This window comes from Rosenbergiella australiborealis (assembly GCF_018494035.1).
GTDB lineage: Bacteria > Pseudomonadota > Gammaproteobacteria > Enterobacterales > Enterobacteriaceae > Rosenbergiella > Rosenbergiella australiborealis.
Genome location: NZ_JABBFO010000012.1, coordinates 71,891 through 95,815 on the forward strand (window position 1 = coordinate 71,891; position 23,925 = coordinate 95,815).

25 protein-coding genes, 1 other RNA gene and 1 other annotated feature are annotated in these 23,925 nt (G+C 44.7%); of the genes, 17 read left to right on the forward strand and 9 right to left on the reverse strand.

The window, feature by feature from the left end; genetic code table 11:
• Window positions 1-19 precede the first annotated feature (19 nt).
• The 3 genes from hupB (at window position 20) to HGT73_RS12075 (ending at window position 2,797) form a co-directional block, all read left to right on the forward strand.
• Entirely contained in the window at window positions 20-292 is a 273-nt protein-coding gene (gene hupB, locus HGT73_RS12065) for a nucleoid-associated protein HU-beta (RefSeq protein WP_214215370.1), read from the forward strand.
• A 171-nt stretch (window positions 293-463) separates the two neighbouring features.
• Window positions 464-2,332: a peptidylprolyl isomerase gene (gene ppiD / locus HGT73_RS12070; RefSeq protein ID WP_214215371.1), complete on the forward strand. Its 1,869-nt coding sequence runs from the start codon at window positions 464-466 to the stop codon at window positions 2,330-2,332.
• 135 nt (window positions 2,333-2,467) lie between these two features.
• Entirely contained in the window at window positions 2,468-2,797 is a 330-nt protein-coding gene (locus HGT73_RS12075; protein WP_241607908.1) for a ComEA family DNA-binding protein, read from the forward strand.
• A 32-nt stretch (window positions 2,798-2,829) separates the two neighbouring features.
• Here HGT73_RS12075 and queC read toward each other — a convergent pair whose 3' ends face one another.
• Complete coding sequence (gene queC, locus HGT73_RS12080; RefSeq protein ID WP_214215372.1) at window positions 2,830-3,525, reverse strand: 7-cyano-7-deazaguanine synthase QueC; 696 nt, start codon at window positions 3,523-3,525, stop codon at window positions 2,830-2,832.
• A 109-nt stretch (window positions 3,526-3,634) separates the two neighbouring features.
• Here queC and HGT73_RS12085 point away from each other — a divergent pair, with 109 nt between their 5' ends.
• From HGT73_RS12085 to amtB, 3 genes are all read left to right on the forward strand, one after another.
• Complete coding sequence (locus HGT73_RS12085) at window positions 3,635-4,093, forward strand: Lrp/AsnC family transcriptional regulator (protein WP_214215374.1); 459 nt, start codon at window positions 3,635-3,637, stop codon at window positions 4,091-4,093.
• Window positions 4,094-4,273: 180 nt separating this feature from the next.
• Complete coding sequence (gene glnK / locus HGT73_RS12090; RefSeq protein WP_214215376.1) at window positions 4,274-4,612, forward strand: P-II family nitrogen regulator; 339 nt, start codon at window positions 4,274-4,276, stop codon at window positions 4,610-4,612.
• A 25-nt stretch (window positions 4,613-4,637) separates the two neighbouring features.
• Window positions 4,638-5,927 (forward strand): ammonium transporter AmtB, encoded by a 1,290-nt coding sequence (gene amtB / locus HGT73_RS12095; RefSeq protein ID WP_214215377.1) that lies wholly within the window; start codon window positions 4,638-4,640, stop codon window positions 5,925-5,927.
• A gap of 59 nt (window positions 5,928-5,986) precedes the next feature.
• On the opposite strand, the gene HGT73_RS12100 is transcribed toward amtB, so the two are convergent.
• The gene (locus HGT73_RS12100; protein WP_214215379.1) at window positions 5,987-6,850 is read right to left on the reverse strand and encodes an acyl-CoA thioesterase domain-containing protein; all 864 of its coding nucleotides are present in this window, start codon (window positions 6,848-6,850) and stop codon (window positions 5,987-5,989) included.
• 177 nt (window positions 6,851-7,027) lie between these two features.
• Here HGT73_RS12100 and HGT73_RS12105 point away from each other — a divergent pair, with 177 nt between their 5' ends.
• Window positions 7,028-7,498, forward strand: coding sequence for a YbaY family lipoprotein (locus HGT73_RS12105; protein ID WP_214215381.1), 471 nt, complete (start codon window positions 7,028-7,030; stop codon window positions 7,496-7,498).
• A 29-nt stretch (window positions 7,499-7,527) separates the two neighbouring features.
• On the opposite strand, the gene HGT73_RS12110 is transcribed toward HGT73_RS12105, so the two are convergent.
• Complete coding sequence (locus HGT73_RS12110; RefSeq protein WP_214215383.1) at window positions 7,528-7,830, reverse strand: MGMT family protein; 303 nt, start codon at window positions 7,828-7,830, stop codon at window positions 7,528-7,530.
• Between the two features lie 141 nt (window positions 7,831-7,971).
• Between HGT73_RS12110 and ffs the strand changes: the two genes are divergently transcribed.
• An RNA gene (gene ffs, locus HGT73_RS12115) (signal recognition particle sRNA small type) lies at window positions 7,972-8,068 on the forward strand.
• Window positions 8,069-8,154: 86 nt separating this feature from the next.
• Here ffs and HGT73_RS12120 read toward each other — a convergent pair.
• The 4 genes from HGT73_RS12120 to HGT73_RS12135 form a co-directional block, all read right to left on the reverse strand.
• Window positions 8,155-8,379: an HHA domain-containing protein gene (locus tag HGT73_RS12120; RefSeq protein WP_214215384.1), complete on the reverse strand. Its 225-nt coding sequence runs from the start codon at window positions 8,377-8,379 to the stop codon at window positions 8,155-8,157.
• Window positions 8,380-8,411: 32 nt separating this feature from the next.
• The gene (tomB, locus tag HGT73_RS12125) at window positions 8,412-8,753 is read right to left on the reverse strand and encodes an Hha toxicity modulator TomB (protein WP_214215385.1); all 342 of its coding nucleotides are present in this window, start codon (window positions 8,751-8,753) and stop codon (window positions 8,412-8,414) included.
• A 313-nt stretch (window positions 8,754-9,066) separates the two neighbouring features.
• On the reverse strand, window positions 9,067-12,183 hold the full coding sequence (locus HGT73_RS12130) for an efflux RND transporter permease subunit (protein ID WP_214215388.1): 3,117 nt from the start codon (window positions 12,181-12,183) through the stop codon (window positions 9,067-9,069).
• Between the two features lie 28 nt (window positions 12,184-12,211).
• Complete coding sequence (locus HGT73_RS12135) at window positions 12,212-13,390, reverse strand: efflux RND transporter periplasmic adaptor subunit (protein WP_214215391.1); 1,179 nt, start codon at window positions 13,388-13,390, stop codon at window positions 12,212-12,214.
• A gap of 167 nt (window positions 13,391-13,557) precedes the next feature.
• On the opposite strand from HGT73_RS12135, the gene acrR reads away from it, so the two are divergent.
• Entirely contained in the window at window positions 13,558-14,220 is a 663-nt protein-coding gene (acrR, locus tag HGT73_RS12140; protein ID WP_214215393.1) for a multidrug efflux transporter transcriptional repressor AcrR, read from the forward strand.
• On the opposite strand, the gene HGT73_RS12145 is transcribed toward acrR, so the two are convergent.
• Entirely contained in the window at window positions 14,193-14,357 is a 165-nt protein-coding gene (locus tag HGT73_RS12145) for a DUF2496 domain-containing protein (protein ID WP_214215395.1), read from the reverse strand. The genes acrR and HGT73_RS12145 overlap by 28 nt on opposite strands.
• A gap of 56 nt (window positions 14,358-14,413) precedes the next feature.
• The gene (gene priC, locus HGT73_RS12150; protein WP_214215397.1) at window positions 14,414-14,902 is read right to left on the reverse strand and encodes a primosomal replication protein PriC; all 489 of its coding nucleotides are present in this window, start codon (window positions 14,900-14,902) and stop codon (window positions 14,414-14,416) included.
• A gap of 127 nt (window positions 14,903-15,029) precedes the next feature.
• Here priC and apt point away from each other — a divergent pair, with 127 nt between their 5' ends.
• From apt to HGT73_RS12190, 8 genes are all read left to right on the forward strand, one after another.
• Window positions 15,030-15,584 (forward strand): adenine phosphoribosyltransferase, encoded by a 555-nt coding sequence (gene apt, locus HGT73_RS12155; RefSeq protein WP_214215399.1) that lies wholly within the window; start codon window positions 15,030-15,032, stop codon window positions 15,582-15,584.
• Between the two features lie 151 nt (window positions 15,585-15,735).
• Window positions 15,736-17,655, forward strand: a complete 1,920-nt coding sequence (dnaX, locus tag HGT73_RS12160; protein ID WP_214215401.1) for a DNA polymerase III subunit gamma/tau — start codon at window positions 15,736-15,738, stop codon at window positions 17,653-17,655.
• Window positions 16,994-17,055, forward strand: a sequence feature (DnaX frameshifting element). Its footprint overlaps the gene before it by 62 nt.
• 53 nt (window positions 17,656-17,708) lie before the next feature.
• Window positions 17,709-18,038, forward strand: coding sequence for a YbaB/EbfC family nucleoid-associated protein (locus HGT73_RS12165; protein ID WP_048911719.1), 330 nt, complete (start codon window positions 17,709-17,711; stop codon window positions 18,036-18,038).
• Window positions 18,038-18,643: a recombination mediator RecR gene (gene recR / locus HGT73_RS12170; RefSeq protein WP_214215402.1), complete on the forward strand. Its 606-nt coding sequence runs from the start codon at window positions 18,038-18,040 to the stop codon at window positions 18,641-18,643. The genes HGT73_RS12165 and recR overlap by 1 nt, the downstream gene beginning before the upstream one ends.
• A gap of 105 nt (window positions 18,644-18,748) precedes the next feature.
• Window positions 18,749-20,617 (forward strand): molecular chaperone HtpG, encoded by a 1,869-nt coding sequence (htpG, locus tag HGT73_RS12175; protein WP_214215403.1) that lies wholly within the window; start codon window positions 18,749-18,751, stop codon window positions 20,615-20,617.
• Between the two features lie 110 nt (window positions 20,618-20,727).
• The gene (gene adk / locus HGT73_RS12180) at window positions 20,728-21,372 is read left to right on the forward strand and encodes an adenylate kinase (protein WP_214215404.1); all 645 of its coding nucleotides are present in this window, start codon (window positions 20,728-20,730) and stop codon (window positions 21,370-21,372) included.
• Window positions 21,373-21,456: 84 nt separating this feature from the next.
• Window positions 21,457-22,416: a ferrochelatase gene (gene hemH, locus HGT73_RS12185; protein ID WP_214215406.1), complete on the forward strand. Its 960-nt coding sequence runs from the start codon at window positions 21,457-21,459 to the stop codon at window positions 22,414-22,416.
• Window positions 22,417-22,498: 82 nt separating this feature from the next.
• A complete protein-coding gene (locus HGT73_RS12190; protein WP_214215408.1) occupies window positions 22,499-23,800 on the forward strand; it encodes an inosine/guanosine kinase in 1,302 nt (433 codons plus the stop codon).
• The last annotated feature ends 125 nt before the right edge of the window (window positions 23,801-23,925 follow it).

A 23,925-nucleotide genomic window follows, 5' to 3' on the forward strand; every position in this document is an offset into this window, starting at 1 on the left:
TAATAAAGGGGATGTTAACGTGAATAAATCACAATTGGTTGATAAAATTGCTGCTGATGCAGATATTTCCAAAGCAGCTGCAGGACGTGTTTTAGACGCATTTATTGGTGCGGTAACTGAATCATTAAAAGCTGGTGATGATGTTGCGCTAGTGGGTTTTGGTACTTTTGCAGTCAAAGAGCGTGCTGAACGTACCGGTCGTAACCCACAAACGGGTAAAGAAATTACAATCCCAGCGGGTAAAGTACCTAGCTTCCGTGCAGGTAAAGGATTAAAAGACTCAGTTAACTGAGTTTTGCTAAACCATGAAACTATTTCTTTCATGGAATGAGGACGCGATAACGCTTCTCATGTAACATATAGGCACATCAAGCGATGTGCCTTTTTTATGGTGAGTATAGCTGCTCCCCCGGGCCACATCGGTCAGCGTTAAATTTACACTACAGTGGAGTGTTGCCAAATCATGATGGATAATTTACGCTCAGCGTCCAACCACGTTGCGCTTAAAATCATACTGGGAATCATCATTATTTCGTTTGTGCTGACGGGAGTCAGTAATTACTTAATCGGTGGAACCCATGACTATGCTGCCAAAGTTAATGGCGAGACGATTAGTCGGGCTCAATTCGAGAATGCGTTCAATAACGAGCGAGCTCGCCAGCAGCAGCAATTGGGCGACCAATATGCACAACTTGCAGCAAACGAGCAATTTCTGCAACAGCTCCGCCAGCAAGCCCTTTCTCAGCTCATTGATCAAACGCTATTACAGCAATACGTCCATAAATTAAATTTAACAGTAACGGATGAACAGATTAAGCAGGCGATTTTCGCGGTTCCCCAATTCCAAACAAATGGTCACTTCGATAATGCGCTGTATAATTCTGTATTAAATAGTGTTGGTTATAAGCCTGCTCAATACGCGGCATCATTGCGAAACAGTCTACCAAATCAACAGTTAGCTCAAGCCATAGGCAATACCGATTTCCTGCTGAAAGGCGAAGCTGACCAACTTGTTAATTTAGTTTCTCAACAGCGCCAGATACGTCAAGCCGTTATTGATGTGAATGCATTGGCGGCGAAACAGCAGGTTAATGCTGACGAAATCAATAGCTACTATCAAGCACATCAGGCCGACTTTAAAATTCCTGAGCAGTTTAAAGTTAGCTATATAAAACTTGATGCTAAAGCGATGGAAAAAACGCCAAGCGAACAAGATATTCAAGCTTGGTATGACAACCATAAAACTGATTACAGCCAACAAGCCCGTCAGCGTTATAGTGTTATTCAAGTCAAAACTGAGCAACAAGCTAATGATGTGCTAAAGCAATTACATGATGGCGCTAACTTTGCTGATCTTGCCCGACAATATTCACAAGATCCCGTTTCCGCTAAACAAGGTGGTGATCTAGGTTGGATGGAAATGGACGCAGTTCCCGAAGAGTTGACCTCGGCGAAACTTTCAACGAAAGGTGAAATTTCCGGTGTGATTAAAAGCTCAGTCGGTGACTTGATTGTGCGTTTAGACGACGTACAACCTGAACAACTGCAACCCCTTTCTGCCGTGCATCAAGCTGTGGCTGATAAAGTGCGACAAGATGCCGCAATCACCCAATTCTATGCACTTCAACAAAAGGTTAATGATGCCGCAAGCAACGATAATGACTCTTTAGCTGGTGCAGAACAAGTTGCGGGCACTAAAGCGGTTGAAACATCTTGGTTTACTCAGCAATCCGTACCAAGTGAACTAAACTTCGATGCGGTCAAAGACGTGATTTTCAATGGTAGTTTGCTGGGCGCACAAGGCACACCGGGTAGTAACTCAAGTATCATTACCGTTGATGGTAATCGTGCTTTTGTGGTGCGGATCACCGCACATCAACCGGTGTCAGTCAAACCGCAATCGGAAGTTACCGGACAAATTACCGATGCTATTAAACATGATAAGGCCTTAGCTGTCGCTAAAGCAGAAGCCGAGTCCATTGTTGCTGAGTTAGGGCAAGGAAAACAAACGCGTCTTACTCAAGCCGGCATTCAGTTTGGTGCTTCTCAAACGCTACAACGTAATCAGCAATCTGCGGTAACCGAAACGGTATTTAATTTAACGCCACCACAAGGAAATACCCCAAGCTATGGTTTTACTCAAGATAATGCGGGCAACGTGGTAATTATTGCGTTAGATAAGGTAACAACTGGCGATATGCCTGCCGAGCAAAGAGCGCAAATGGTTGAAGGTATTACTCAAAACAATGCCCAACTTATTTTCATGGCCCTTTTAGAGCAATTGCGACAAGAGGCAAAGATTAAATATGGTGACGCTTTACAATTACAGTAATGCTCACAAATAATTAGTCTGTAGATGAATGATAAAAGGCCGCTTATGCGGCCTTTTCCATTTCTATTGACTCAATATTGGAAAGTCTTATCGATATGCATAATCTGAAAATTCGATAAATCAGGAGAGATTGTTATGCATAATGAAAAAATAAAGACGCTCATGCTCATGCTGGTGATGTTAAGTGGTTTCACGCATGCTGCTAACCAATCTGCGGGAGGTGTTCCGAAGGAGTCAGTGACGCCCTCTGTTTCTCAAAAAGAGATAAGCCAAAAGGTTAATATTAATACTGCTGATGCGGCCACGCTCGCTGCCAAACTTAACGGGGTCGGGCTTAAGAAAGCACAAGCCATCGTGGAGTACAGAGAGAAATATGGTTTATTTACTGATGTTAAGCAATTAGCGGAAGTTCCAGGTTTTGGCGAAAACTTGGTAAATCGTAATATCATGAGTCTAACGGTGTAGAAAAATGGGTTACCTTAGGGTAACCCATCAATTTAGCTAAGCTGACATTTTTGTTTTAACTGCTGTATTATTTTTTCCGGTGAGGATAGGTACTCGTTAAGCCCTTTAGCGCGTAAGTGGCAAGCCGCACATTCACCACAACCAGCACCTGCGATGCCGTTATAACAGGTAAGCGTTTGTTCTTTAATCAAGGCTAATTGGCCCCAATAGTCGGCTAATGCCCAAGTTTCAGCCTTATTTAGCCACATAAGGGGTGTTTCAAAACGGACATCTTTGGCCATACCCAGTACTACCGCTTTATTTAATGCTTCAATAAACTCGTTGCGACAATCTGGATAGCCGGAAAAGTCCGTTTCACATACGCCGGTAATTACAGCCTCAGCCTCGACTTGATAAGCGTAAATTGAGGCGAGGGTAAGGAAAAGAATATTACGGCCTGGCACGAATGTGCTCGGAAGTTCAGTTGATTCTGGCTGATAACTCGGAACAGGAATATTATCACGCGTAAGGCTGCTAATAGCCAATTCATTAAGCAACGTTACGTCTAGCACTTTGTGTGCGACAACGCCCAATTGCTGGCTAAGTTGTTTTGCGACCTCGATTTCTTGTTGATGACGCTGACCGTAATCAAAAGTAATGCAGTGTACTTCATCATATTGTTGTATGGCCTGCACTAGGCAAGTAGTGGAATCTTGTCCACCACTAAATACGACTACCGCTTTCTTCATTTTTAAGGTCCCTGACTAAAAAGTTTTGACTATTTTACCTTGAGAAAGGGAGTTATCGCAAAATTAGCAGTATGATGTAAGGCTAATTTTTTCTCTGTTAGGTATGACTATGATAGATAAAACAGACCGAAAGTTACTCGCATTATTGCAAGAAGATTGTAGCCTCTCTTTGCAGGCGCTGTCTGAAGCTGTCAATCTGACCGCTACTCCCTGTTGGAAACGACTCAAAAAATTACAGGATGAAGGCGTAATTCAAGGGCAGGTCGCCTTGTTAAACCCTGAAAAACTAGGTTTAACCCTTACTGCGTTTATGTTCCTGAAGACTTTGCATCATAATCGTGAATGGTACATCGATTTTGTGAGGCAGGTTAAGACCATGCCGGAAGTCCTTGCTTGCCATCGCCTTACGGGTGAGTACGACTATTTGCTTCGTATTCAAGTAAAGGATATGAAATCTTATGATAGTTTTTACAAGACATTAGTTAACAGTATCGACGGACTCAGTGTTGTGACGTCGAGCTTTTCAATGGAGGAAATTAAATACACCACAGCATTGCCTCTGTATTAATATTCTGCACTATTTTCGTACACTCCTCGCCAATCACGCACTAAAAAAGTGCATCAATCCTTATTGTCCAGCTAACCGGGCTAATAGCAGCATCAACTTGTCCATCTTTTCCTCAGATTTAAATATGGCACATAATTTGCTTTATTCAGCAAAATATTGGCAGGATGTCTGGGGATAAAAATGAAACTAGTGACGGTAGTGATTAAACCTTTCAAACTCGAAGATGTACGCGAAGCATTATCTTCAATAGGAATTCAAGGTCTAACAGTAACTGAAGTTAAAGGTTTTGGCCGTCAAAAAGGGCATGCGGAGCTCTATCGCGGTGCGGAGTACAGCGTGAATTTCCTGCCTAAAGTTAAAATTGATATTGCGATTGCTGAAGATCAGCTTGATGAAGTGATTGAGGTTATTACAAAAGCGGCTTACACCGGAAAAATCGGGGATGGCAAAATATTTGTCTCTAACCTAGAGCGAGTCATCCGTATTCGTACCGGGGAAATTGACGAGTCAGCACTGTAATTTTATGCAGCGATTGGAGAAAAATATGAAAAAAATAGTATCACTGCTGAGTTTATGTCTAGCACTTGGATTACCAAGCCTAGCATTTGCCGCACCTGAGCCTACAGCCAGCGCAGCAGATAATGGATTTATGATGATCTGTACGGCATTAGTCCTATTTATGACGGTTCCCGGCGTTGCACTCTTTTACGGTGGGTTAATCCGTGGTAAGAACGTTCTTTCACTAATGACTCAAGTCTCAGTGACTTTTGCACTGGTTTGCGTCGTGTGGGTCGTTTACGGTTACTCGCTGACTTTTAGCGATGGTAATAACTTCTTTGGTGGCTTCCAATGGACTTTATTAAAAGGCATTGGACTAAAAGCAGTCATGGGAACTATTTATCAGTATATTCACGTCGCCTATCAGGCCTCTTTTGCATGCATCACGGTTGCACTGGTGGTCGGCGCATTAGCTGAACGTGTTCGCTTCTCTGCGGTGCTGATATTTTCTTTATTATGGGTAACCTTCTCCTATTTTCCTATCGCACACATGGTATGGGCTAATGGCCTGCTAGCAAAAGATGGCGCACTTGATTTTGCCGGCGGAACAGTTGTCCATATTAACGCGGCGATTGGTGGGCTTGTTGGTGCTTGGGTACTCGGCAAACGCAGCGGTTTTGGTAAAGAAGCATTCAAACCGCATAACCTACCGATGGTATTTACTGGAACAGCCATACTCTATGTGGGTTGGTTTGGTTTTAATGCCGGATCTGCGGCATCTGCCAATGAAATAGCTGCCCTAGCCTTTGTTAATACTATTGTTGCGACAGCGGGTGCCATTCTCTCTTGGACATTCGGTGAGTGGGCCATTCGTGGAAAACCTTCTCTACTTGGTGCATGTTCAGGGTTTATCGCGGGCCTCGTTGCGATTACACCAGCCTGTGGCTATGTTGGAGTCGGCGGCGCATTAATTATTGGGGTAGTCGGTGGTCTGGCTGGAATTTGGGGCGTTACCGGATTAAAACGTTTCTTACGTGTTGATGACCCTTGTGATGTATTCGGTGTTCACGGTGTTTGCGGAATCGTAGGTTGCGTCCTGACCGGTGTCTTTGCATCCTCCTCTCTGGGGGGTGTCGGTTATGCTGAAGGCGTCACTATGGGACATCAAGTATGGGTACAATTAGTCAGCTGTGCCGTAACGATTGTTTGGTCTGGCGTCGTAGCATTTATCAGCTTTAAAATTGCTGATATGACGGTGGGATTAAGAGTCAGTGAAGATCTTGAGCGTGAAGGGTTAGATGTAAATAGCCACGGTGAAAACGCGTATAATCAGTAAGCGTGAAGCTGTTGTCCTTAATGAGCCTGGCACTGTGCCAGGCTTTTTAGCTATGGGCCCTAACTGCGTTGCCTGATGATCCCTTCTTGGGCGGTAGACGCGACTAAAATACCGTTCCTATCATAAAATGCCCCTCGTACAAACCCCCGATTATTTTGTGCAGAAGGGCTTTGTATGTCGTAAAGCAGCCAATCGTTAAAATTCACCGGGCGGTGAAACCACATTGAGTGGTCGATAGTCGCCACCTGCATACCTTCTTCTAAAAAACCTTTACCGTGTGGTTGTAATGCAACAGGCAAAAAATGTAAATCCGCAGCATAGCCGAGTAGTGCATTATGCAGCCAAGAAGGGTCAGTAATAGTTCCATTTGCCTTTACCCAAAGTTGTCGATTTGCTTCGGCAACATGTCCTTGTAAAGGGTTATAAGGCTGAACTGGACGGACCTCTAATGCCCGTTCTTGGCTAAAAGCATCAACAAATTGTTGATTAATTTCGGTTGCCGATAACTGAGCGACTAACTCTTTTTCAGAGAGTAATTGCTCAGGAGCAGGGGAGGGAGGCATAGTTGATTGGTGTGAAAATCCTTGCTCACTAGCTTGAAAAGACGCGGTCATATAAAAAATAGTTTGATTGTGTTGTAGAGCTTTAACCCGTCTTGAACTTAAACTCCTACCCTCTCGAAGCACTTCCACCTCATAGAAAATAGGGGAAGCACTGTCTCCTGGACGAAGAAAATAGCTATGGCAGGAGTGAATATTACGCCCTTCGGGAGTCGTTTGTTGAGCTGCACTAATTGCTTGCGCGATCACCTGTCCGCCAAATACTTGCCGTAATCCTAAATGTTCACATTGGCCAATAAATTGCAGGGTAGTTTGTTGTTGTAAGGATAATAATTCGGTTAACGCTTGAAGTGCTTGACTCATTTATTCATCCTCTAAAATCACGCATAGTTGAGTAAAAGGTTATTTAAAATCAAAAAATACGGCATTTTACGGGCATATTCTCAAATCTGTGCCACAATTATTTTGTTACGATAGATACCCTACTGGTAAAAATAAAACAATATTGTGGTTAGATTGATTCAAAAGGAGAAGACATCAATGAAAGCAAAACACGTATTGAGCGGATTACTTATCTCAGTAGCAGTTACTTCTTGTGCAAGTCACCCGGGTGTATCTGTACCGGTTGCCAATGATCCGACCACTCAAGCAGTCGCACCATTCTCTCTCAATGGTTCAGTGTTTGTTCGCCAACGTATGGCTATCCCTGCCAATGCAGCATTAACTGTCACCTTATCAGACGCATCGGGTGGGCCAGGACAAACTAAAATCCTAGCGCAACAGGTTCAAACGTTGGCCGGTAAGCAATCACCATTTCGTTATGTCCTGCCTCTACAAGGTGTACAGCTTGGCGCCGACAGCAAAGCAATGCTAACTGCCGCGATTACACTAAACGGAAAAGTGATTTTTACGTCGGATAAATTACAACCTATTGCGACAGTCGTCAGCCAGACAAAAGATATTAATCTAGTGCCTGTACCACAAATTGCTCTCCCAATATCTACGCAGTAAAACCTGTCGTTCCAACGTTGGCGGTGAATTTAGGGCCGCCAACGGTATCTCTCCATATCGACCTTCATCGCATCACTGATTATAACGCCCTCTGCCCTGAGTGCGGCGGCTTGCCGAGCTAACTGACTGCCAGACAGTGACAATTTTCCTTGCTGATTGATGACGCGATACCAAGGTAGAGTAGAGTTATCGGGTAGGTTTTTCATTATACGGCCGACTTGTCGAGCGGAGCGAGGATGTCCACAGAGACGCGCTAAATCACCATAGCTGGCTACACATCCATAGGGAATAGCACTGACTATTAACCAGACTTGTTGCTCAAAAGTCGGCATGATGTAGGGTAAAATCTTGATGAATAGTGTAAATTGTCGATGAACGCTTAATAAAACAACGGTTGACGTACTCAGACTTGCATTTCTTACGCCTATCTACCATAATCTCTCTCGCTCTTTGGAGCTACTCAATGGGGACCTTGTTGGTTCTCCCGCAATGTTAACCTGTTAACCCGGTCAGGTCCGGAAGGAAGCAGCCGCAGCAGGTAACACATGTGCCGGGATGTCGCTGGCAAGGGCCCCACCCAAATCTACTCCCTAGTTTCAGCTCACTACTATTATGTCAGGCATCCATGCCTAACAATTCACCGCTTACTGTCTAGCTTAGCGAACATATTTCCATACGCTAGCAGGGACTTTATCGTAAAGTTTATTCATCGTAAGTTCGGCTAGTCGATGATCTGCGGCAGAATAAAAGACCACTAATTCCTCATCAGTTAACTCATATTTATTTTTTTCGATCACTCTTTCAAGTGTTTCAAGCGAACGACAGCGTCTTAAGCGCATTAAGTAATCATTCTTGGTTAATGGCGTGGTGTTGGTATTCATTATTATTGGTTACTCATACTAATTTAACATTTTTAATAAAGGAGTTGGAAAAGAGTTTCTGAAGTTTTTTTCCATAGCCTAATTTCTTTGGGTGTTACGCCATAATTGCCAAGTAGTTGTGACGAATGATCTAAAAAGTTATCAAGTGCTTCAATTAATTCAGTATCTTGTGCGTACTTAATTCTAAAATTAATACCGACATTCGCGATATGCTCAATAAAATCATTCAATATAAGAGCTTCAGTAGCGGTAGGATCATTAACAGTGAAAAGGGTATTTTCACTCAGAAGTATCTCACATTCGGTATAAAGTTTTTCACAGAGATATTTCAGTTGCGAAATATCGAAGTGCTTTGGCGTATATTCATCCATCATTCACCTCTTCATCTTTAGATTGAAAAGTGATTACTTTCTCGACACCAAACTCGCTCGGTAGCTCAATATTTCATTGGTTGTGATGTTAGCTAGGGTAAGATTTTACTATTCTTTGCAACCAGAACTCTTGTCATAATATAGATAATAATTCATTTAATAGATAGATGTTAACTATCGACTTCACATCAATGATTATAGACCACTTAGCTAAAATCAAAAAGCCTCTCATTAGCGTCAAATGAAAAGAAAATGAGATAAAGGTCGATATAAAAAGGGCTGCAAACGCAGCCCTTGGAAGGAAGAGAGGAGGGGATTACTCTTCCATCTTATTTTTCCCGCTAAAGCGTCGACGTACCACGACAAAGAATACGGGAACGAGGAAGATAGCGAGACAGGTCGCCGTCACCATCCCCCCGATGACGCCGGTGCCCACTGCGTTTTGTGCACCGGAACCTGCACCAGTACTGATGGCTAAAGGAAGCACGCCCAGCATAAAGGCCATAGAGGTCATCAGAATAGGACGTAAACGCATACGCACTGCATCTAACGTTGCTTCCATCAATCCTTTACCTTCTTTCATCAAGTCAACGGCAAACTCTACAATCAAGATGGCATTCTTGGCCGAAATCCCAACTGTCGTGAGGAGGCCGACGACAAAGTAAACATCGTTACTCATGCCACGAAGTGTAGTGAAGGTTAAAGCACCAATTACCCCGAGTGGAACAACGAGCATCACTGCGAAAGGTATTGACCAGCTTTCATACAAGGCGGCTAAGCAGAGGAAGACTACGATCAACGAAATCGCATAGAGGGCCGGCGCTTGGTTTCCAGACATCCGCTCTTGATACGACATTCCCGTCCATTCGTAGCCGATACCTTGCGGAAGTTTAGACGCCAGTTGCTCCATGAGGTTCATTGCTTCACCCGAGCTTCTTCCTGGAGCGGCTTGACCTAAAATTTCCAGAGAAGGAAGTCCGTTATAACGCTCTAATCTTGGAGATCCATATTGCCATTTCGCGCTAGTAAACGCGGAGAAAGGCACCATTTGACCATCGCTATTCCGGACATACCACTTACTAATATCGCTGGGTAACATACGCGAGTCAGCTTCACCCATTACGTAGACTTTCTTAACACGCCCACGATCGACAAAATCATTGACATAGGACCCGCCCCAGCTAGCACTCAGGGTTGTGTTGATATCTGAAATGGATACACCCAGAGCACGTGCTTTTTCTTGGTCGATAATTAATTTGTACTGTGGCGTATCTTCCAAGCCATTAGGACGCATACCGACTAAGACATCAGGATGTTGAGCTGCCATACCCAATAATTGGTTACGGGCTTGCATCAATTTTTCATGACCAAGGTTGGCATTATCGATCAACTCGAAGTCAAAACCTGTCGCATTCCCTAATTCTATAATTGCCGGGAGGTTAAACGGAATGACCACCGCATCTTTAATTTTACCTAATGCCACCATCGCACGCGCGGCTATCGCATCGACTTTATCTGCGGCCGCCGTACGCTCATCCCAAGGTTTTAAACTTAAGAAGGCGATACCAGTGTTTTGTCCACGGCCGGCGAATCCAAAGCCATTTACGGTAAATACAGATTGAACGGTATCTTTCTCTTTAGTGAGAAAGTAATTAGTGACTTGATCAAGTACCTTCTCGGTACGCTGTTGAGTCGCTCCGGCAGGTAATTGTGCTTGTACGACTAACAGACCCTGATCTTCCTCGGGTAAGAATGAGGTAGGAAGTTTCATGAACAACCATATCATTCCTATGAAAATCAACGCATAAATAATTAAATAACGACCAGTGCGGCGCACAATGTGACTGACACTGTTTACATAATGGTTGGTACTTTTATCAAATATCCTATTAAACCAGCCAAAGAAGCCTTTTTCTTTGTGGTCGTTATTATCGTGTTTTTTAAGCAGTGTTGCACAGAGGGCTGGGGTAAGTACTAAGGCTACCAGTACCGATAGCACCATTGCAGAAACAATAGTGATCGAGAACTGACGGTAGATAACACCGGTAGATCCGCCAAAGAAAGCCATTGGAATAAATACCGCAGAGAGAACCAGTGCGATACCGACTAAGGCTCCTTGGATTTGCTCCATTGAGCGTTTTGTCGCTTCTTTAGGTGGAAGCCCTTCTTCTTCCATGACCCGTTCAACGTTTTCTACGACCACAATAGCGTCATCGACTAAAAGCCCGATGGCCAGCACAAGGCCGAACATAGTAAGGGTATTTATTGAATAGCCAAAGGCGCTGATAATTCCAAAGGTTCCTAATAGTACGACTGGAACCGCAATAGTTGGGATCAGCGTTGCACGGAAACTTTGTAGGAACAAATACATCACTAAGAAAACCAATACAATGGCTTCAAATAATGTTTTAACAACTTCAAAAATAGAGATTTTTACAAACGGAGTCGTATCATAAGGATAGACTAACTTCATCCCATGCGGAAAGAAGGGCTCCATCTCTTTTAATCGAGCTTTTACTGCATTGGCGGTATCCAGTGCGTTAGCGCCAGTCGCCAATTTAATTCCTAACCCGGAAGCAGCGTGGCCGTTAAAGCGGGCAATAACCTCGTAATTCTCGCCACCCAGTTGAATTTTTGCGACGTCACGTAGTCTCACGGTTGAGCCGTCAGTATTAGTCTTCAACAGAATTTTCCCGAACTCTTCAGGGCTTGTGAGACGAGTTTGAGCGATAATCGAGGCGTTTAATTGCTGATCAGCAACGGCAGGCGCTCCGCCTAATTGACCTGCTGAAACTTGGGCGTTTTGCGCTTTAATTGCGGTGATAATATCCCCAGGAGTCAGGTTATAATTAACCAGTTTGGCGGGGTCCATCCATATACGCATCGCATACTGCGCGCCAAACAGCTGGGTATCCCCAACACCGGTTGTCCGACTGATTGGATCTTTGATATTAGATGAAATGTAATCGGCAAGGTCGTTCATGTCCATACTGCCGTCTTCACTGACGAAACCTGCCACCATTAAGAAGCTACTCGAGGATTTTTGGACATTGATCCCTTGCTGTTGAACTTCTTGAGGTAGCAATGGCATAGCCAATTGCAGTTTGTTTTGAACTTGGACTTGCGCGATATCCGCATCCGTTCCGGAAGAGAAGGTTAAGGTTAACTGTAAGTTACCAGAAGAATCACTGCTAGAGGACATATATAACAGTCCATCCAGTCCGTTCATATTCTGTTCAATAACTTGTGTCACAGAGTCTTGTAATGTTTTCGCATCAGCACCCGGATAAGACGCACGAATCTGCACGGCGGGTGGTGCGACATTGGGATACTGTTCGATCGGAAGTTTCATGATCGATAACGCCCCGACCATCATAATCACAATGGCGAGTACCCAAGCAAATATGGGGCGATCTATAAAGAACTTAGCCATATGTCAGTGGCTCCTGTTAACGCAAAAATTATTCAGACTGCGTCGATGCAGCATTATCTTTCTGATCGACACTCACTTCTTTAGGGGTCACTGTCGCGCCTTGTGAAGCTCGTTGAACACCGACAGAAATAACGCGATCCCCTGCTTTGAGGCCTGAAGTCACCAGCCATTTATCACCGATTGCTTCTTGTGCCGTAACCGGGCGGATGTCAACTTTATTGTCAGCATTAACCACCATAGCGGTAGCTGCGCCCGTTGGGGTGCGTGCTATTGCTTGTTGAGGCACTAACAGTGCGTCTTGATTAATACCTTCTTCTACACGCGCACGCACGAACATCCCCGGGAGTAAGGTATGATCAGGATTAGGTACAATGGCTCGCAACAGAATTGAACCGGTAGTGGGATCAACGGTGACATCAGAAAACTCTAATGTTCCCTGTTGTTTTAAGACGGTACCATCGTTAAGAATGATGGTGACCGGAGCTTTACCTTTCCCTTTAGTCAGTTCACCGGTGGTAAGCTGGTGGCGTAAACGCATAAAGTCGTCGCTGGACTGTGTTAAATCCACATAGAGGGGGTCGAGTTGCTGAACGGTCGCCAAAGCAGTGGTTTGACCATTTTGTACGAGAGCGCCTTCTGTGACAGCCGTTTTACCAATGCGCCCCGAAATAGGGGAGGAGACTTTTGTATAAGCAAGATTAATGCGGGCGTTCTCAACGGTAGCTTGAGCAGAACGAACGACGGCATTATTTTGGGCTAACGTTGCCGCTGCGGTATCGTAATCTTGTTGGCTAATATATTTGGTACCGAGCAAAGGTTTATAACGCTGTAGCGTGACCTGAGCAATTCGGGCGTTGGCTTGAGCTTTGGCCAGATCGCCAATCGCACTATTGTATGCGGCTTGATAGGGGGCAGGGTCAATTTGGTAAAGAGACTCACCGGCTTTGATATCGGTTCCTTCTACGAAATTACGTTTTAAAATGATACCTGAGACTTGAGGACGCACTTCAGCTACACGATAAGCAGCGGTTCGTCCTGGTAATTCAGTCGTCATATTCACAGGCGTGGTTTTCAAAGTGACAACACCGACTTCAGGTGCAGTTTTTTGTGCTGGCTGTTGTGACTTCTCATCACATCCACTTAGCACTACTGCACCGGATAACATCAGGATAGCTGCCAGAGGTGTTAATCCCCTGTTCATTTTCATAGTCAAAACCTCTACTCGTCCGGTATTAATGACACGACAATAAATAGCGTCGATAAATGTATGTAATGTTTATGCATGTTATAGTACATATATACATGAATGTATGTAAGTATTAGAGCAACAATTATTCTAACAATAACGCAAAATTTAAAGCTAAATCATTCACTATGGCACGAAAAACCAAAGCACAAGCGCTTGAAACAAAAACTCTACTTATAGAAGCTGCGATTGACTGCTTTGCCAGTCGCGGTGTTTCCGCCACGTCCTTATCCGATATTGCAGACCATGCAGGGATGACACGTGGCGCAATTTATTGGCATTTCAAAAACAAAACAGATCTTTTTAAAGAGATCTGGGTGAGCAGTGACGAAGAAATTGACGGTCTTCACCAACAATTTTCGTCCCTTTATCCTAACGATCCGCTCGGGCAATTAAAGCACTTTCTAATCTCATTTCTGCAATCTTTAGTGGTTGATGAGCGTCGACGTAAAATAATGGAGATTATCTACCACAAGTGTGAGTTTGTTGGTGATATGCAATCTATGAACCAGTTACAACAAAAACTGGTCTTAGAAGACTATCCTAAAATTGCAGAAAAGTTACGTCTTTGCATCAATTATCAGCAATTACCGGCGGAATTAGATCCCCACCGTTCTGCAATAGTGTGTCGGGCATACATTACTGGAGTCATCGAAAATTGGCTATTTTCACCTTCGAGTTTTGATCTGGCAGAACTGGCCCCGACATTGGTGCAAACGATGATTGATTTATTACAATATAGCCCGACGTTACGTCTCTCCCCTTACTCTAGCGGAGGAGACACCTGTTGATCGGCTTTCCGTTGAAAGTCTTTCTGTACAATTTTGAGTGCGTCTAAAACGACTTGAGCTGGCAGGTCATGGTTCTCAAGTAGCATGATGAGATCAATCGCTAATTTTGTCTCGATGGGGGCGGATTCTAACGACATATGCGGCTCAGCAGTAATGGTTTAAGGGATCTGTCAGCGCAGCGCTCAACGCTGGATTACGAGACTATCTTTTTCCAAGCATAGTCTTTTTGCGCCATTTGACAACGATGAAGGCGCTGTCGTGTAATGTCTAATGTAGAGAGCAGCTGTTGCTGTTCACGGAAACTACTAGCTTGAGCGATTTGCACATCAAGATCAGCGACCATTTTCAATAGCCTACGTTCATAACCGGCTAACTCTTCTTGTTGGGTGAAGGTGTTTTTTTTATGCTTGGGTAAAGTGAAAATGACTTTTTGAATAGCTTGGCATTGGGTAAGCAGATGCTCGATTTGCCATTGCGATGTTGATTTTTGCTCATTTTCTTCGATTTTATTTAATGTATTAACACAAAAATAAATATATTTATCGAGGGTAGGGTACTGTTCTTTAAACAGTTGTCGGTCAAAACTAATCTGTTTCAGACGCGGATTGCCGGCCAATTCAACTTGCTGAGAAAGGTACTTTAAGAGTTGGCGCAATTGGCTGATAACGACTTTCTGATTCATAAAGTTGCATTAATCCTACACTTTGCTTAAATTTGACGGTTTTGATGCGTAGGCGGCAACCTTTAGTATGCACCTATCCTGTTGACGGGCAGCGCCGCACATTTCACATGTCACTAGGCACATTATTATGACTACTACACACCAGGCTAAACTCACACTGATCAAAGACAGTATTCGCAGTGTACCCGACTATCCAAAACCCGGCATTCTCTTTCGTGATGTCACCAGTCTTCTCGAAGACCCACGTGCCTATGCCGCGACGATTGACATTTTAGTTGAACGTTATCGCGATCAAGGCATTACGAAAGTGATTGGCACTGAAGCTAGAGGGTTTTTATTTGGCGCACCTGTTGCATTGGGATTAGGAGTCGGCTTTGTTCCTGTTCGTAAACCCGGGAAATTACCGCGAGCGGTTTGGCAAGAGACGTATGCGCTGGAATATGGCACTGATACTTTAGAGATTCACCAAGATGCTTTATCTGAAAGCGATCACGTGCTCGTCGTTGATGATTTATTAGCGACGGGGGGAACGATCGAAGCGACCGTTAAGCTCATTCGTCGTGCTGGTGCACAGGTTACTGATGCGGCATTTGTGATTAACCTCTTCGATTTAGAAGGGGAGCGTCGCCTAAATAAACTAGGCCTTAAGTGTTTTAGTGTGGTTGACTTCCCAGGCCATTAATCTGTAGGTCGAGTGTGGCGCAAAATAGATGGGCAACACTCGACCAGACTGCTAGACTGAGTATAAAAGTTAACACCCGTTTTGACGTGTGACGGCCGCACAATGGTGCAGGGTTGTCAGTATTTTTCTCCTACCAAGTGATACGATCTCCATGAGTTATCAGGTTCTCGCTCGAAAATGGCGACCACAAATTTTTTCTGATGTTGTGGGTCAGGAACATGTATTGACCGCGCTCGCTAATGGTCTAAATCTTGGCAGACTTCATCACGCTTATCTTTTTTCAGGAACTCGCGGTGTCGGAAAGACCAGTATCGCCCGTTTGTTCGCTAAAGGATTGAATTGTGAAACAGGTATCACGGCCAGCCCTTGTGGGCAGTGTGATAATTGTGTAGAGATTGAACAAGGTCGTTTTATCGATTTAATTGAAATTGATGCGGCGTCGCGAACACGCGTTGAAGACACGCGTGAACTACTCGATAACGTGCAATATGCGCCCGTGCGGGGACGTTTTAAAGTCTACCTTATTGACGAAGTCCATATGCTGTCGCGGCATAGTTTCAATGCTCTATTGAAAACACTGGAAGAGCCGCCGGAACATGTAAAATTTTTACTGGCAACCACTGATCCCCATAAGCTACCCGTGACCATTCTGTCACGTTGCTTGCAGTTTCATTTAAAAGCGTTAGATACCGAACAAATTCAGCAGCAATTAGCCCACATTCTGAAAAGTGATAGCATTCATTTTGAACAGCGTGCATTACCCTTGCTGGCACGTGCTGCGCAAGGAAGTTTGCGTGACGCATTGAGTTTACTTGATCAAGCAATAGCTGCCGGTGAAGGTCAGGTGACGGATCATGGCGTGATGCAGATGCTTGGCACGCTTGATGACGAACAGCCACTTGGCTTAGTGTCTGCAATCATGAAAGGGGATGGCGAAAAAGCACTATCGCTAGTTGCTGAGGCGGCAAGCCGCGCGACGGAATGGGATGCATTACTGGCAGAGATGCTACGTATTTTTCATACCATCGCGATGTTACAACTATTGCCAGACTCGTTAAATGATGCTTATCGGCAGCACGAAACGCTACTGCGTGACTTAGCGCGTCGCGTTCCTCCGGAAGATTTACAGCTTTACTATCAAATTATCCTAACAGGGCGTAAAGAGCTGCCCCTTGCGCCAGAAGCGCGTATGGGGATTGAAATGACGTTATTACGTGCATTGGCGTTTCATCCCTTAAAGGTTACTACCCCTAAAGCTGAAATCTCTGCCCAACAAAATCTCTCGGTGCAAGAGGGGATAACTTCCGAAAAACCAGTAATACCGTCACAACCGATAGCCCCGCCGGCAGCAGAGTCCGTGGGGAATGACGCAACCAGTCAATTGTTGCAGGCCAGAACGGCATTATTGCGACAAGGGGCTTCCCAAGCAAAAAAGAGTGAGCCGGTTGCGTCAAGTCCGCGACCGGCGAAATCGGCGCTTGAACGATTAGCGACGATCACTGAACGTAAAGTGTCGCCTACGTCTCGGCAATCAACGGATCAGACTATCCCAAAAAAAGAGAGTTACCGTTGGACGTCACAACGCAAAGAAGAGACGATTATACAACCGGTGGCCACGCCTAAGGCATTGCGTAGTGCCTTAGAGCACGAAAAAAACCCGGAATTAATGCAGCAATTAATTGTTGAGACCTGTAAACGTGACCCTTGGGCTGCACAAATAGCGGACATGGCCCTGCCAAAATTGGTACAACAATTAGCATTAAATAGTTGGAAACAGCAAGTTGGCCAACAAGTGATTATTAAATTACGCACTCAGCAAAAACACTTAAATTCGAGTTCAGCGCAGCAGATTCTCACCAAAGCCTTTCATGAGTTATTGGGAGAAACGGTTGAACTCACGATAGAGTCAGATGATAATTCAGAACACTTAACGCCACTTGAATGGCGTCAGGTCATTTATGAAGAGCGTTTACTGCAGGCAAAACGGTCTGTCATTAATGATTCGCATATCCAGACTCTGTGTAAAATGTTTGATGCAGAGGTGGATGAAGAGAGTATACGTCCCATTTAACACCGCTACAGGTCATCATTGGATGGCTGTGGCCTTAGCAGAGAGAGAGCGTTATGTTTGGTAAAGGTGGTCTGGGTAACTTGATGAAGCAAGCCCAGCAGATGCAAGATAAAATGTCACAAGTTCAAGAAGAGATTGCGGCATTAGAAGTGACTGGTGAATCTGGGGCAGGTTTAGTTAAAGTCACGATTAATGGTGCACATAACTGTCGTCGTGTTGAGATCGATCCGAGCTTATTAGAAGATGATAAGGATATGTTAGAAGATCTCGTGGCCGCCGCATTTAATGATGCTGCGCGTCGTATCGAAGAGACTCAAAAAGAGAAAATGGCCTCTGTTTCAAGCGGCATGCAGTTACCGCCTGGCTTTAAGATGCCATTTTAATGCAATCCAGCCCATTACTGGAAATACTGATGGAATCCCTACGCTGCTTACCGGGCGTAGGGCCTAAATCGGCACAACGTATGGCTTTTCATCTTCTACAGCGAGATCGTAGTGGCGGGATGCGCTTGGCACAAGCATTAACCAATGCTATGTCGGAGATCGGTCATTGCCAACGGTGTAGAACTTTTACTGAAAAAGAAGTCTGCGCTATCTGTACTAACCCTCGTCGGCAAGAGAATGGCATTATCTGTGTCGTGGAAAGTCCAGCCGATATTCAAGCGATTGAGCAAACAGGTCAGTTTGCCGGACGCTACTTTGTGTTAATGGGGCACTTATCTCCTTTGGATGGTATTGGCCCTGATGATATTGGTCTAGATATTCTCGAGCAGCGTCTACAAACTGAGACACTCAGCGAAGTCATTTTAGCGACTAACCCAACAGTTGAAGGTGAGGCGACGGCAAACTTTATTGCTTCACTGTGTCGTCAATATGGCGTGGAAGCGACGCGAATAGCCCACGGCGTTCCGGTGGGTGGGGAATTAGAGTTAGTGGATGGAACAACCCTTTCTCATTCACTCGCAGGTAGACAAAAGTTCAAATATTAATCACTTGCTGATGTTATTCGAGACATCAGCTTGAAAAGCTACAATATGTCCCCATCTCCTCTAACAACATCATTAACCCAATCATTTTGTTGAGGATAAATAATAATGAAAGGTCAAGAAACTCGTGGCTTTCAGTCAGAGGTAAAACAACTTCTGCATCTCATGATCCACTCTCTCTACTCGAATAAAGAAATTTTCCTCCGTGAACTGATCTCCAATGCGTCAGACGCCGCCGATAAGCTGCGTTTCAAGGCTCTCTCTAATGCGGATCTCTACCAAGGTGATGGCGACTTACGTGTGCGTCTATCTGTCGACAAAGCAGCTCGTACGCTGACCTTAAGCGACAACGGCATTGGTATGACCCGTGAAGAAGTGATCGAGAACTTAGGAACGATTGCAAAGTCAGGCACTAAAGCATTCCTTGAGTCTATGGGCTCAGACCAAGTCAAAGATAGCCAATTAATTGGCCAGTTTGGTGTCGGTTTTTATTCAGCATTTATCGTTGCAGATAAAGTGACTGTACGTACCCGTGCGGCGGGTGCTGCGGCTGACCAAGCGGTGTTCTGGGAATCAGCAGGCGAGGGCGAATACACCCTAGCAGACATCGAAAAAGCCGATCGTGGTACCGAAATTACCCTGCATCTGCGCGAAGGTGAAGATGAGTTTTTAGATACGTGGCGCGTAAAAAACATCGTCAGTAAATATTCAGACCACATTGCCTTACCAGTAGAAATCGAAGAAAAAGACGAAGAAGCTGATACCACTACGTGGGAAAAAATTAATAAAGCGCAAGCACTATGGACGCGTAATAAATCTGAAATCAGTGACGAAGAGTATAATGAGTTTTATAAACACGTTTCTCACGATTTTACCGATCCACTGATTTGGAGCCATAACCGTGTTGAAGGGAAACAAGAGTACACCAGCTTACTCTATATTCCAGCTCAAGCACCGTGGGATATGTGGAATCGCGATCATAAGCATGGTTTAAAACTTTATGTTCAACGTGTCTTTATCATGGATGACGCGGAGCAATTTATGCCGACTTACTTACGTTTTGTTCGTGGCTTAATTGATTCTAATGATCTTCCGTTAAACGTTTCACGTGAAATCCTACAAGATAGTCGTGTGACACAAAGCCTGCGTACGGCATTGACCAAGCGCACCTTACAGATGCTTGAAAAACTGGCGAAAGACGACAGTGAAAAGTACCTCACTTTCTGGAAGGCATTTGGCCTTGCATTGAAAGAAGGGCCAGCTGAAGATACCACCAACCAACAGACCATTGCTAAATTGCTGCGCTTTGCCTCAACGAAGAATGATAGTTCTGAGCAAACGGTAACGCTCGACGAATATGTTGCGCGTATGGCTGAAGGACAGGAAAAAATCTACTTTATCACGGCTGATAGCTATGCTGCGGCGAAGAATAGCCCTCACTTAGAGCTGTTCCGCAAGAAAGGCATTGAAGTATTACTGCTCTCTGATCGTATCGATGAGTGGATGATGTCTTATCTCACCGAATTTGATGGGAAAGTTTTCCAATCAGTCAGTAAATCCGATGAGTCATTAGAAAAACTGGCAGATGAAGAGACTGAAGCACAGAAAGAGAGCGAAAAAGCGCTAGAGCCATTTGTTGAGCGTGTTAAAACCCTTCTGGGCGAGCGAGTGAAAGAAGTGCGTTTAACGCATCGTTTAACCGACACACCAGCTATTGTGGTCACTGACGCGAATGAAATGAGCACGCAAATGGCAAAACTTTTTGCGGCAGCGGGTCAAGATGCGCCTGAAGTGAAGTATATCTTTGAAATCAATCCTGAGCACCGTTTGGTAAAACAGGCGGCAGAGACAAAAGATGACTCACGCTTTGCGGATTGGATTGAGTTGCTGTTGGATCAAGCACTGTTTGCTGAACGTGGAACCTTGGAAGACCCTAACCAATTTATTCGTAGAATGAATCAGTTACTCCTCGCGTAATCCCCCCCAGAGGCGTCGTGAAAGCGACGCCTTGTCTTGTGGTGAATACAACATACGTGTTATTTTTGCCACTTCATAAGTTTAGTGCAATTCGCAAGAGGTATTACGCAATGCGTATTATTTTGCTCGGAGCTCCGGGCGCAGGTAAGGGGACTCAAGCGCAGTTCATCATGGAGAACTACGGCATCCCACAAATTTCAACGGGTGATATGTTACGTGCAGCCGTCAAAGCAGATTCTCCATTAGGCCAGCAAGCGAAAGCATTGATGGACGCTGGAAAATTGGTTACCGATGATCTGGTTATCGCTTTAGTGAAAGAGCGTATTACTCAACAAGACTGCGAAAAAGGATTCCTATTAGATGGTTTCCCAAGAACGATCCCGCAAGCAGATGCGATGAGAGATGCCGGAATCACTATCGATATCGTTTTAGAGTTTGCTGTTCCGGACGATGTGATTATCGGACGCATCGCTGGCCGCCGTGTTCATGCCCCGTCAGGACGCGTCTATCATGTCACTTATAATCCGCCAAAAGAAGCAGATAAAGATGATGTGACGGGTGAAGTATTGACTATCCGTAAAGATGATGAAGAAGCCACCGTTCGCAAGCGTCTTGTTGAATACCATCAAATGACCGCACCGTTAATTAACTACTATACTAATGCTTCGGTAAACGGTGAGACACGCTATGAAAAAATCGACGGTACACAACCTGTCGCTCAGGTAAGTGCTCAGCTTAAGTCGTTGCTCGGCTAAGCGTTTTGCCGAACCCCATTAACAGTTCGGCAATTCCTCTTCCTTTGCCTTAACTGATTCGCTTTTTTTAACCAGGAAAAAACTATGACCGTAGATAAACCGGGTGTGTTATTAGTGAATCTCGGCACGCCTGATGCTCCCACCACTGCCGCAGTAAGACGTTACTTAAAACAGTTTTTAAGTGATAAGCGCGTTGTAGATGTTCCGGATTTATTTTGGCAACCCATTCTTCGTGGTGTCATTCTCCCGTTTCGTTCTCCACGTGTGGCTAAGTTATATGCCTCGGTATGGATGGAAGGGGGTTCCCCACTGATGGTTTATAGTAAACAGCAGCGTGATGCGTTGGCTGAAAAAACCGACATGCCTGTGGCACTGGGAATGAGTTATGGTAATCCTTCACTTGAACACGCCGTGAATTCACTGCTTGATCAAGGTGTAACACGGTTAATTATTTTACCGCTCTATCCACAGTTTTCCTCGTCAACGGTATCTGCGGTCTGGGATGCACTTCACAAAATTTTTCGTAAGCGCCGTACTATGCCTGCGATCAAGTTTATCCGTGATTATGCGACCCATCCTCGCTATATCGAGGCTCTGAAAGATTCTGTCAAACGTTCTTTTGCTGAGCATGGAGAGCCTGATTTACTCCTTCTCTCATTCCACGGGATTCCTCAGCGCTTTGCTAATCAAGGTGATGACTATCCCAAGCGCTGTGAGCAGACTAGCGCAGCCTTAGCGGAAGCACTTGGGTTACCGCCTGAAAAAATCATGATGACTTATCAGTCTCGCTTTGGCCGTGAGCCTTGGTTGATGCCTTATACTGATGAAACCATCAAGACATTCCCTGATAAAGGTATTCGACATATCCAAGTTATGTCGCCTGGGTTTTCGGCTGATTGTTTAGAAACCCTCGAAGAGATCAACGGTGAAAACCGCGAATACTTTATGCACGCAGGAGGCGAGGAGTTTCACTATATTCCCGCATTAAACGCCGATCCTTTGCATATCGACATGATGCTCGAGCTGGTGGAACAATTTAAATAATATTTGGTACTGAGATAACAGAGTAATGATCAGGGGAATTATGCTACTATTCTGCGCCTATTTTCCCTGATTAAACTCTGCTATGAAATTTCCTGGTAAACGTAAATCAAAGCATTATTTCCCGGTTAGCGCACGTGATCCGTTACTTATCTCTGTACCAGTTGAAACTGAATCGAGCGGTTGGCTCGTGGGTATCGACCAAACAATGGTTGATATTGAGGCTAAAGTTGATGATGAATTTCTCAGCCGTTATGGTCTCACCGGGGGATATTCTTTCATTTTGGAAGATGATGTCTCTGAAGCGCTTTATCAAGAATTACGTCAAAATGATCTTCTCTCGCACCAATTCGCCGGGGGAACGGTCGGTAATACTCTTCACAACTATTCTATGTTGGCAGATGATCGTTCCATTCTGTTGGGGGTAATCTGTAATAATATCCAAATTGGCGATTATGCTTATCGTTACCTCTGTAATACCTCTAGCCGTATGGATCTAAATCATATGCAGGGTGTAGAAGGCGCGATTGGACGTTGCTATACCTTGATTAATTCAGCTGGCGAGCGCACTTTTGCAATTAATCCCGGTGATATTAATCAATTACGGCCAGAAAGTATCCCGGAAGAGGTTATTGCAGGAGCCAGTGCGTTATTACTGACTTCGTATCTACTTCGAGCGAAACCCGGTGAGCCAATGCCAGAAGCAGCGATGCAGGCAATTGCTTACGCGAAAAAACACCAAGTACCCGTTGTACTGACACTGGGAACGCGGCACATTATTGCAGATGATCCGCAATTTTGGCGTGATTTTTTACAAGAACACGTGTCAATTTTAGCGATGAACGAAGAAGAAGCGCTGGAACTGACCGGTGAAGCGGACCCCTTGTTAGCAACGGATAAAGCACTGGAATGGGTTGATTTAGTGCTATGTACGGCAGGGCCGGCTGGCTTATATATGGGGGCTTACACCGAAGAGATGAGTAAACGGAAAACTAACTTACCTCTACTGCCCGGTGCGATTGCTGAGTTTAATCAGTACGAATTTAGTCGGGATATGCGTATGAGTGATTGCACACAGCCGTGTAAAGTCTATTCGCATATTGCTCCCTATATGGGGGGGCCTGAAAAAATAATGAATACGAACGGTGCTGGCGATGGGGCGTTGGCTGCCCTTTTACATGATATGGCTGCCAACATTTATCATCGACATAAAGTGCCGAATTCGACTAAGCATCATCATCAATACCTGACTTATTCTTCACTGTCTCAGGTGTGCAAATATGCCAATCGCGTTAGTTATCAAGTGCTCAATCAGCATTCTCCACGGTTAAGTCGTGGTTTACCTGAAAGGGAAGACAGTTTAGAAGAGTCTTATTGGGAACGATAAAAAATGCCCCACATAGGTGGGTAATGCCGATCAGTTAAGGATCAGTTAAACGATCCAGTGGCTGTGTAAAAATCCAGAAACGTTCTTCGTTTCTGGATTTTTTTATGCGCATTGCTCAGGCTCTT

What these genes read in the sequence shown, in the direction of transcription:
- HGT73_RS12105 (WP_214215381.1), top strand. Translation starts at nt 7,028, where the DNA reads ATGAAAGCAAAACACGTATTGAGCGGATTACTTATCTCAGTAGCAGTT.
- amtB (WP_214215377.1), top strand. Translation starts at nt 4,638, where the DNA reads ATGAAAAAAATAGTATCACTGCTGAGTTTATGTCTAGCACTTGGATTA.
- dnaX (WP_214215401.1), top strand. Translation starts at nt 15,736, where the DNA reads ATGAGTTATCAGGTTCTCGCTCGAAAATGGCGACCACAAATTTTTTCT.
- queC (WP_214215372.1), bottom strand. Translation starts at nt 3,525, where the DNA reads ATGAAGAAAGCGGTAGTCGTATTTAGTGGTGGACAAGATTCCACTACT.
- acrR (WP_214215393.1), top strand. Translation starts at nt 13,558, where the DNA reads ATGGCACGAAAAACCAAAGCACAAGCGCTTGAAACAAAAACTCTACTT.
- HGT73_RS12135 (WP_214215391.1), bottom strand. Translation starts at nt 13,390, where the DNA reads ATGAAAATGAACAGGGGATTAACACCTCTGGCAGCTATCCTGATGTTA.
- hemH (WP_214215406.1), top strand. Translation starts at nt 21,457, where the DNA reads ATGACCGTAGATAAACCGGGTGTGTTATTAGTGAATCTCGGCACGCCT.
- HGT73_RS12085 (WP_214215374.1), top strand. Translation starts at nt 3,635, where the DNA reads ATGATAGATAAAACAGACCGAAAGTTACTCGCATTATTGCAAGAAGAT.
- HGT73_RS12165 (WP_048911719.1), top strand. Translation starts at nt 17,709, where the DNA reads ATGTTTGGTAAAGGTGGTCTGGGTAACTTGATGAAGCAAGCCCAGCAG.
- recR (WP_214215402.1), top strand. Translation starts at nt 18,038, where the DNA reads ATGCAATCCAGCCCATTACTGGAAATACTGATGGAATCCCTACGCTGC.
- HGT73_RS12145 (WP_214215395.1), bottom strand. Translation starts at nt 14,357, where the DNA reads ATGTCGTTAGAATCCGCCCCCATCGAGACAAAATTAGCGATTGATCTC.
- HGT73_RS12190 (WP_214215408.1), top strand. Translation starts at nt 22,499, where the DNA reads ATGAAATTTCCTGGTAAACGTAAATCAAAGCATTATTTCCCGGTTAGC.
- HGT73_RS12075 (WP_241607908.1), top strand. Translation starts at nt 2,468, where the DNA reads ATGCATAATGAAAAAATAAAGACGCTCATGCTCATGCTGGTGATGTTA.
- HGT73_RS12100 (WP_214215379.1), bottom strand. Translation starts at nt 6,850, where the DNA reads ATGAGTCAAGCACTTCAAGCGTTAACCGAATTATTATCCTTACAACAA.
- adk (WP_214215404.1), top strand. Translation starts at nt 20,728, where the DNA reads ATGCGTATTATTTTGCTCGGAGCTCCGGGCGCAGGTAAGGGGACTCAA.
- apt (WP_214215399.1), top strand. Translation starts at nt 15,030, where the DNA reads ATGACTACTACACACCAGGCTAAACTCACACTGATCAAAGACAGTATT.
- ppiD (WP_214215371.1), top strand. Translation starts at nt 464, where the DNA reads ATGATGGATAATTTACGCTCAGCGTCCAACCACGTTGCGCTTAAAATC.
- priC (WP_214215397.1), bottom strand. Translation starts at nt 14,902, where the DNA reads ATGAATCAGAAAGTCGTTATCAGCCAATTGCGCCAACTCTTAAAGTAC.
- glnK (WP_214215376.1), top strand. Translation starts at nt 4,274, where the DNA reads ATGAAACTAGTGACGGTAGTGATTAAACCTTTCAAACTCGAAGATGTA.
- tomB (WP_214215385.1), bottom strand. Translation starts at nt 8,753, where the DNA reads ATGATGGATGAATATACGCCAAAGCACTTCGATATTTCGCAACTGAAA.
- HGT73_RS12110 (WP_214215383.1), bottom strand. Translation starts at nt 7,830, where the DNA reads ATGCCGACTTTTGAGCAACAAGTCTGGTTAATAGTCAGTGCTATTCCC.
- htpG (WP_214215403.1), top strand. Translation starts at nt 18,749, where the DNA reads ATGAAAGGTCAAGAAACTCGTGGCTTTCAGTCAGAGGTAAAACAACTT.
- HGT73_RS12120 (WP_214215384.1), bottom strand. Translation starts at nt 8,379, where the DNA reads ATGAATACCAACACCACGCCATTAACCAAGAATGATTACTTAATGCGC.
- HGT73_RS12130 (WP_214215388.1), bottom strand. Translation starts at nt 12,183, where the DNA reads ATGGCTAAGTTCTTTATAGATCGCCCCATATTTGCTTGGGTACTCGCC.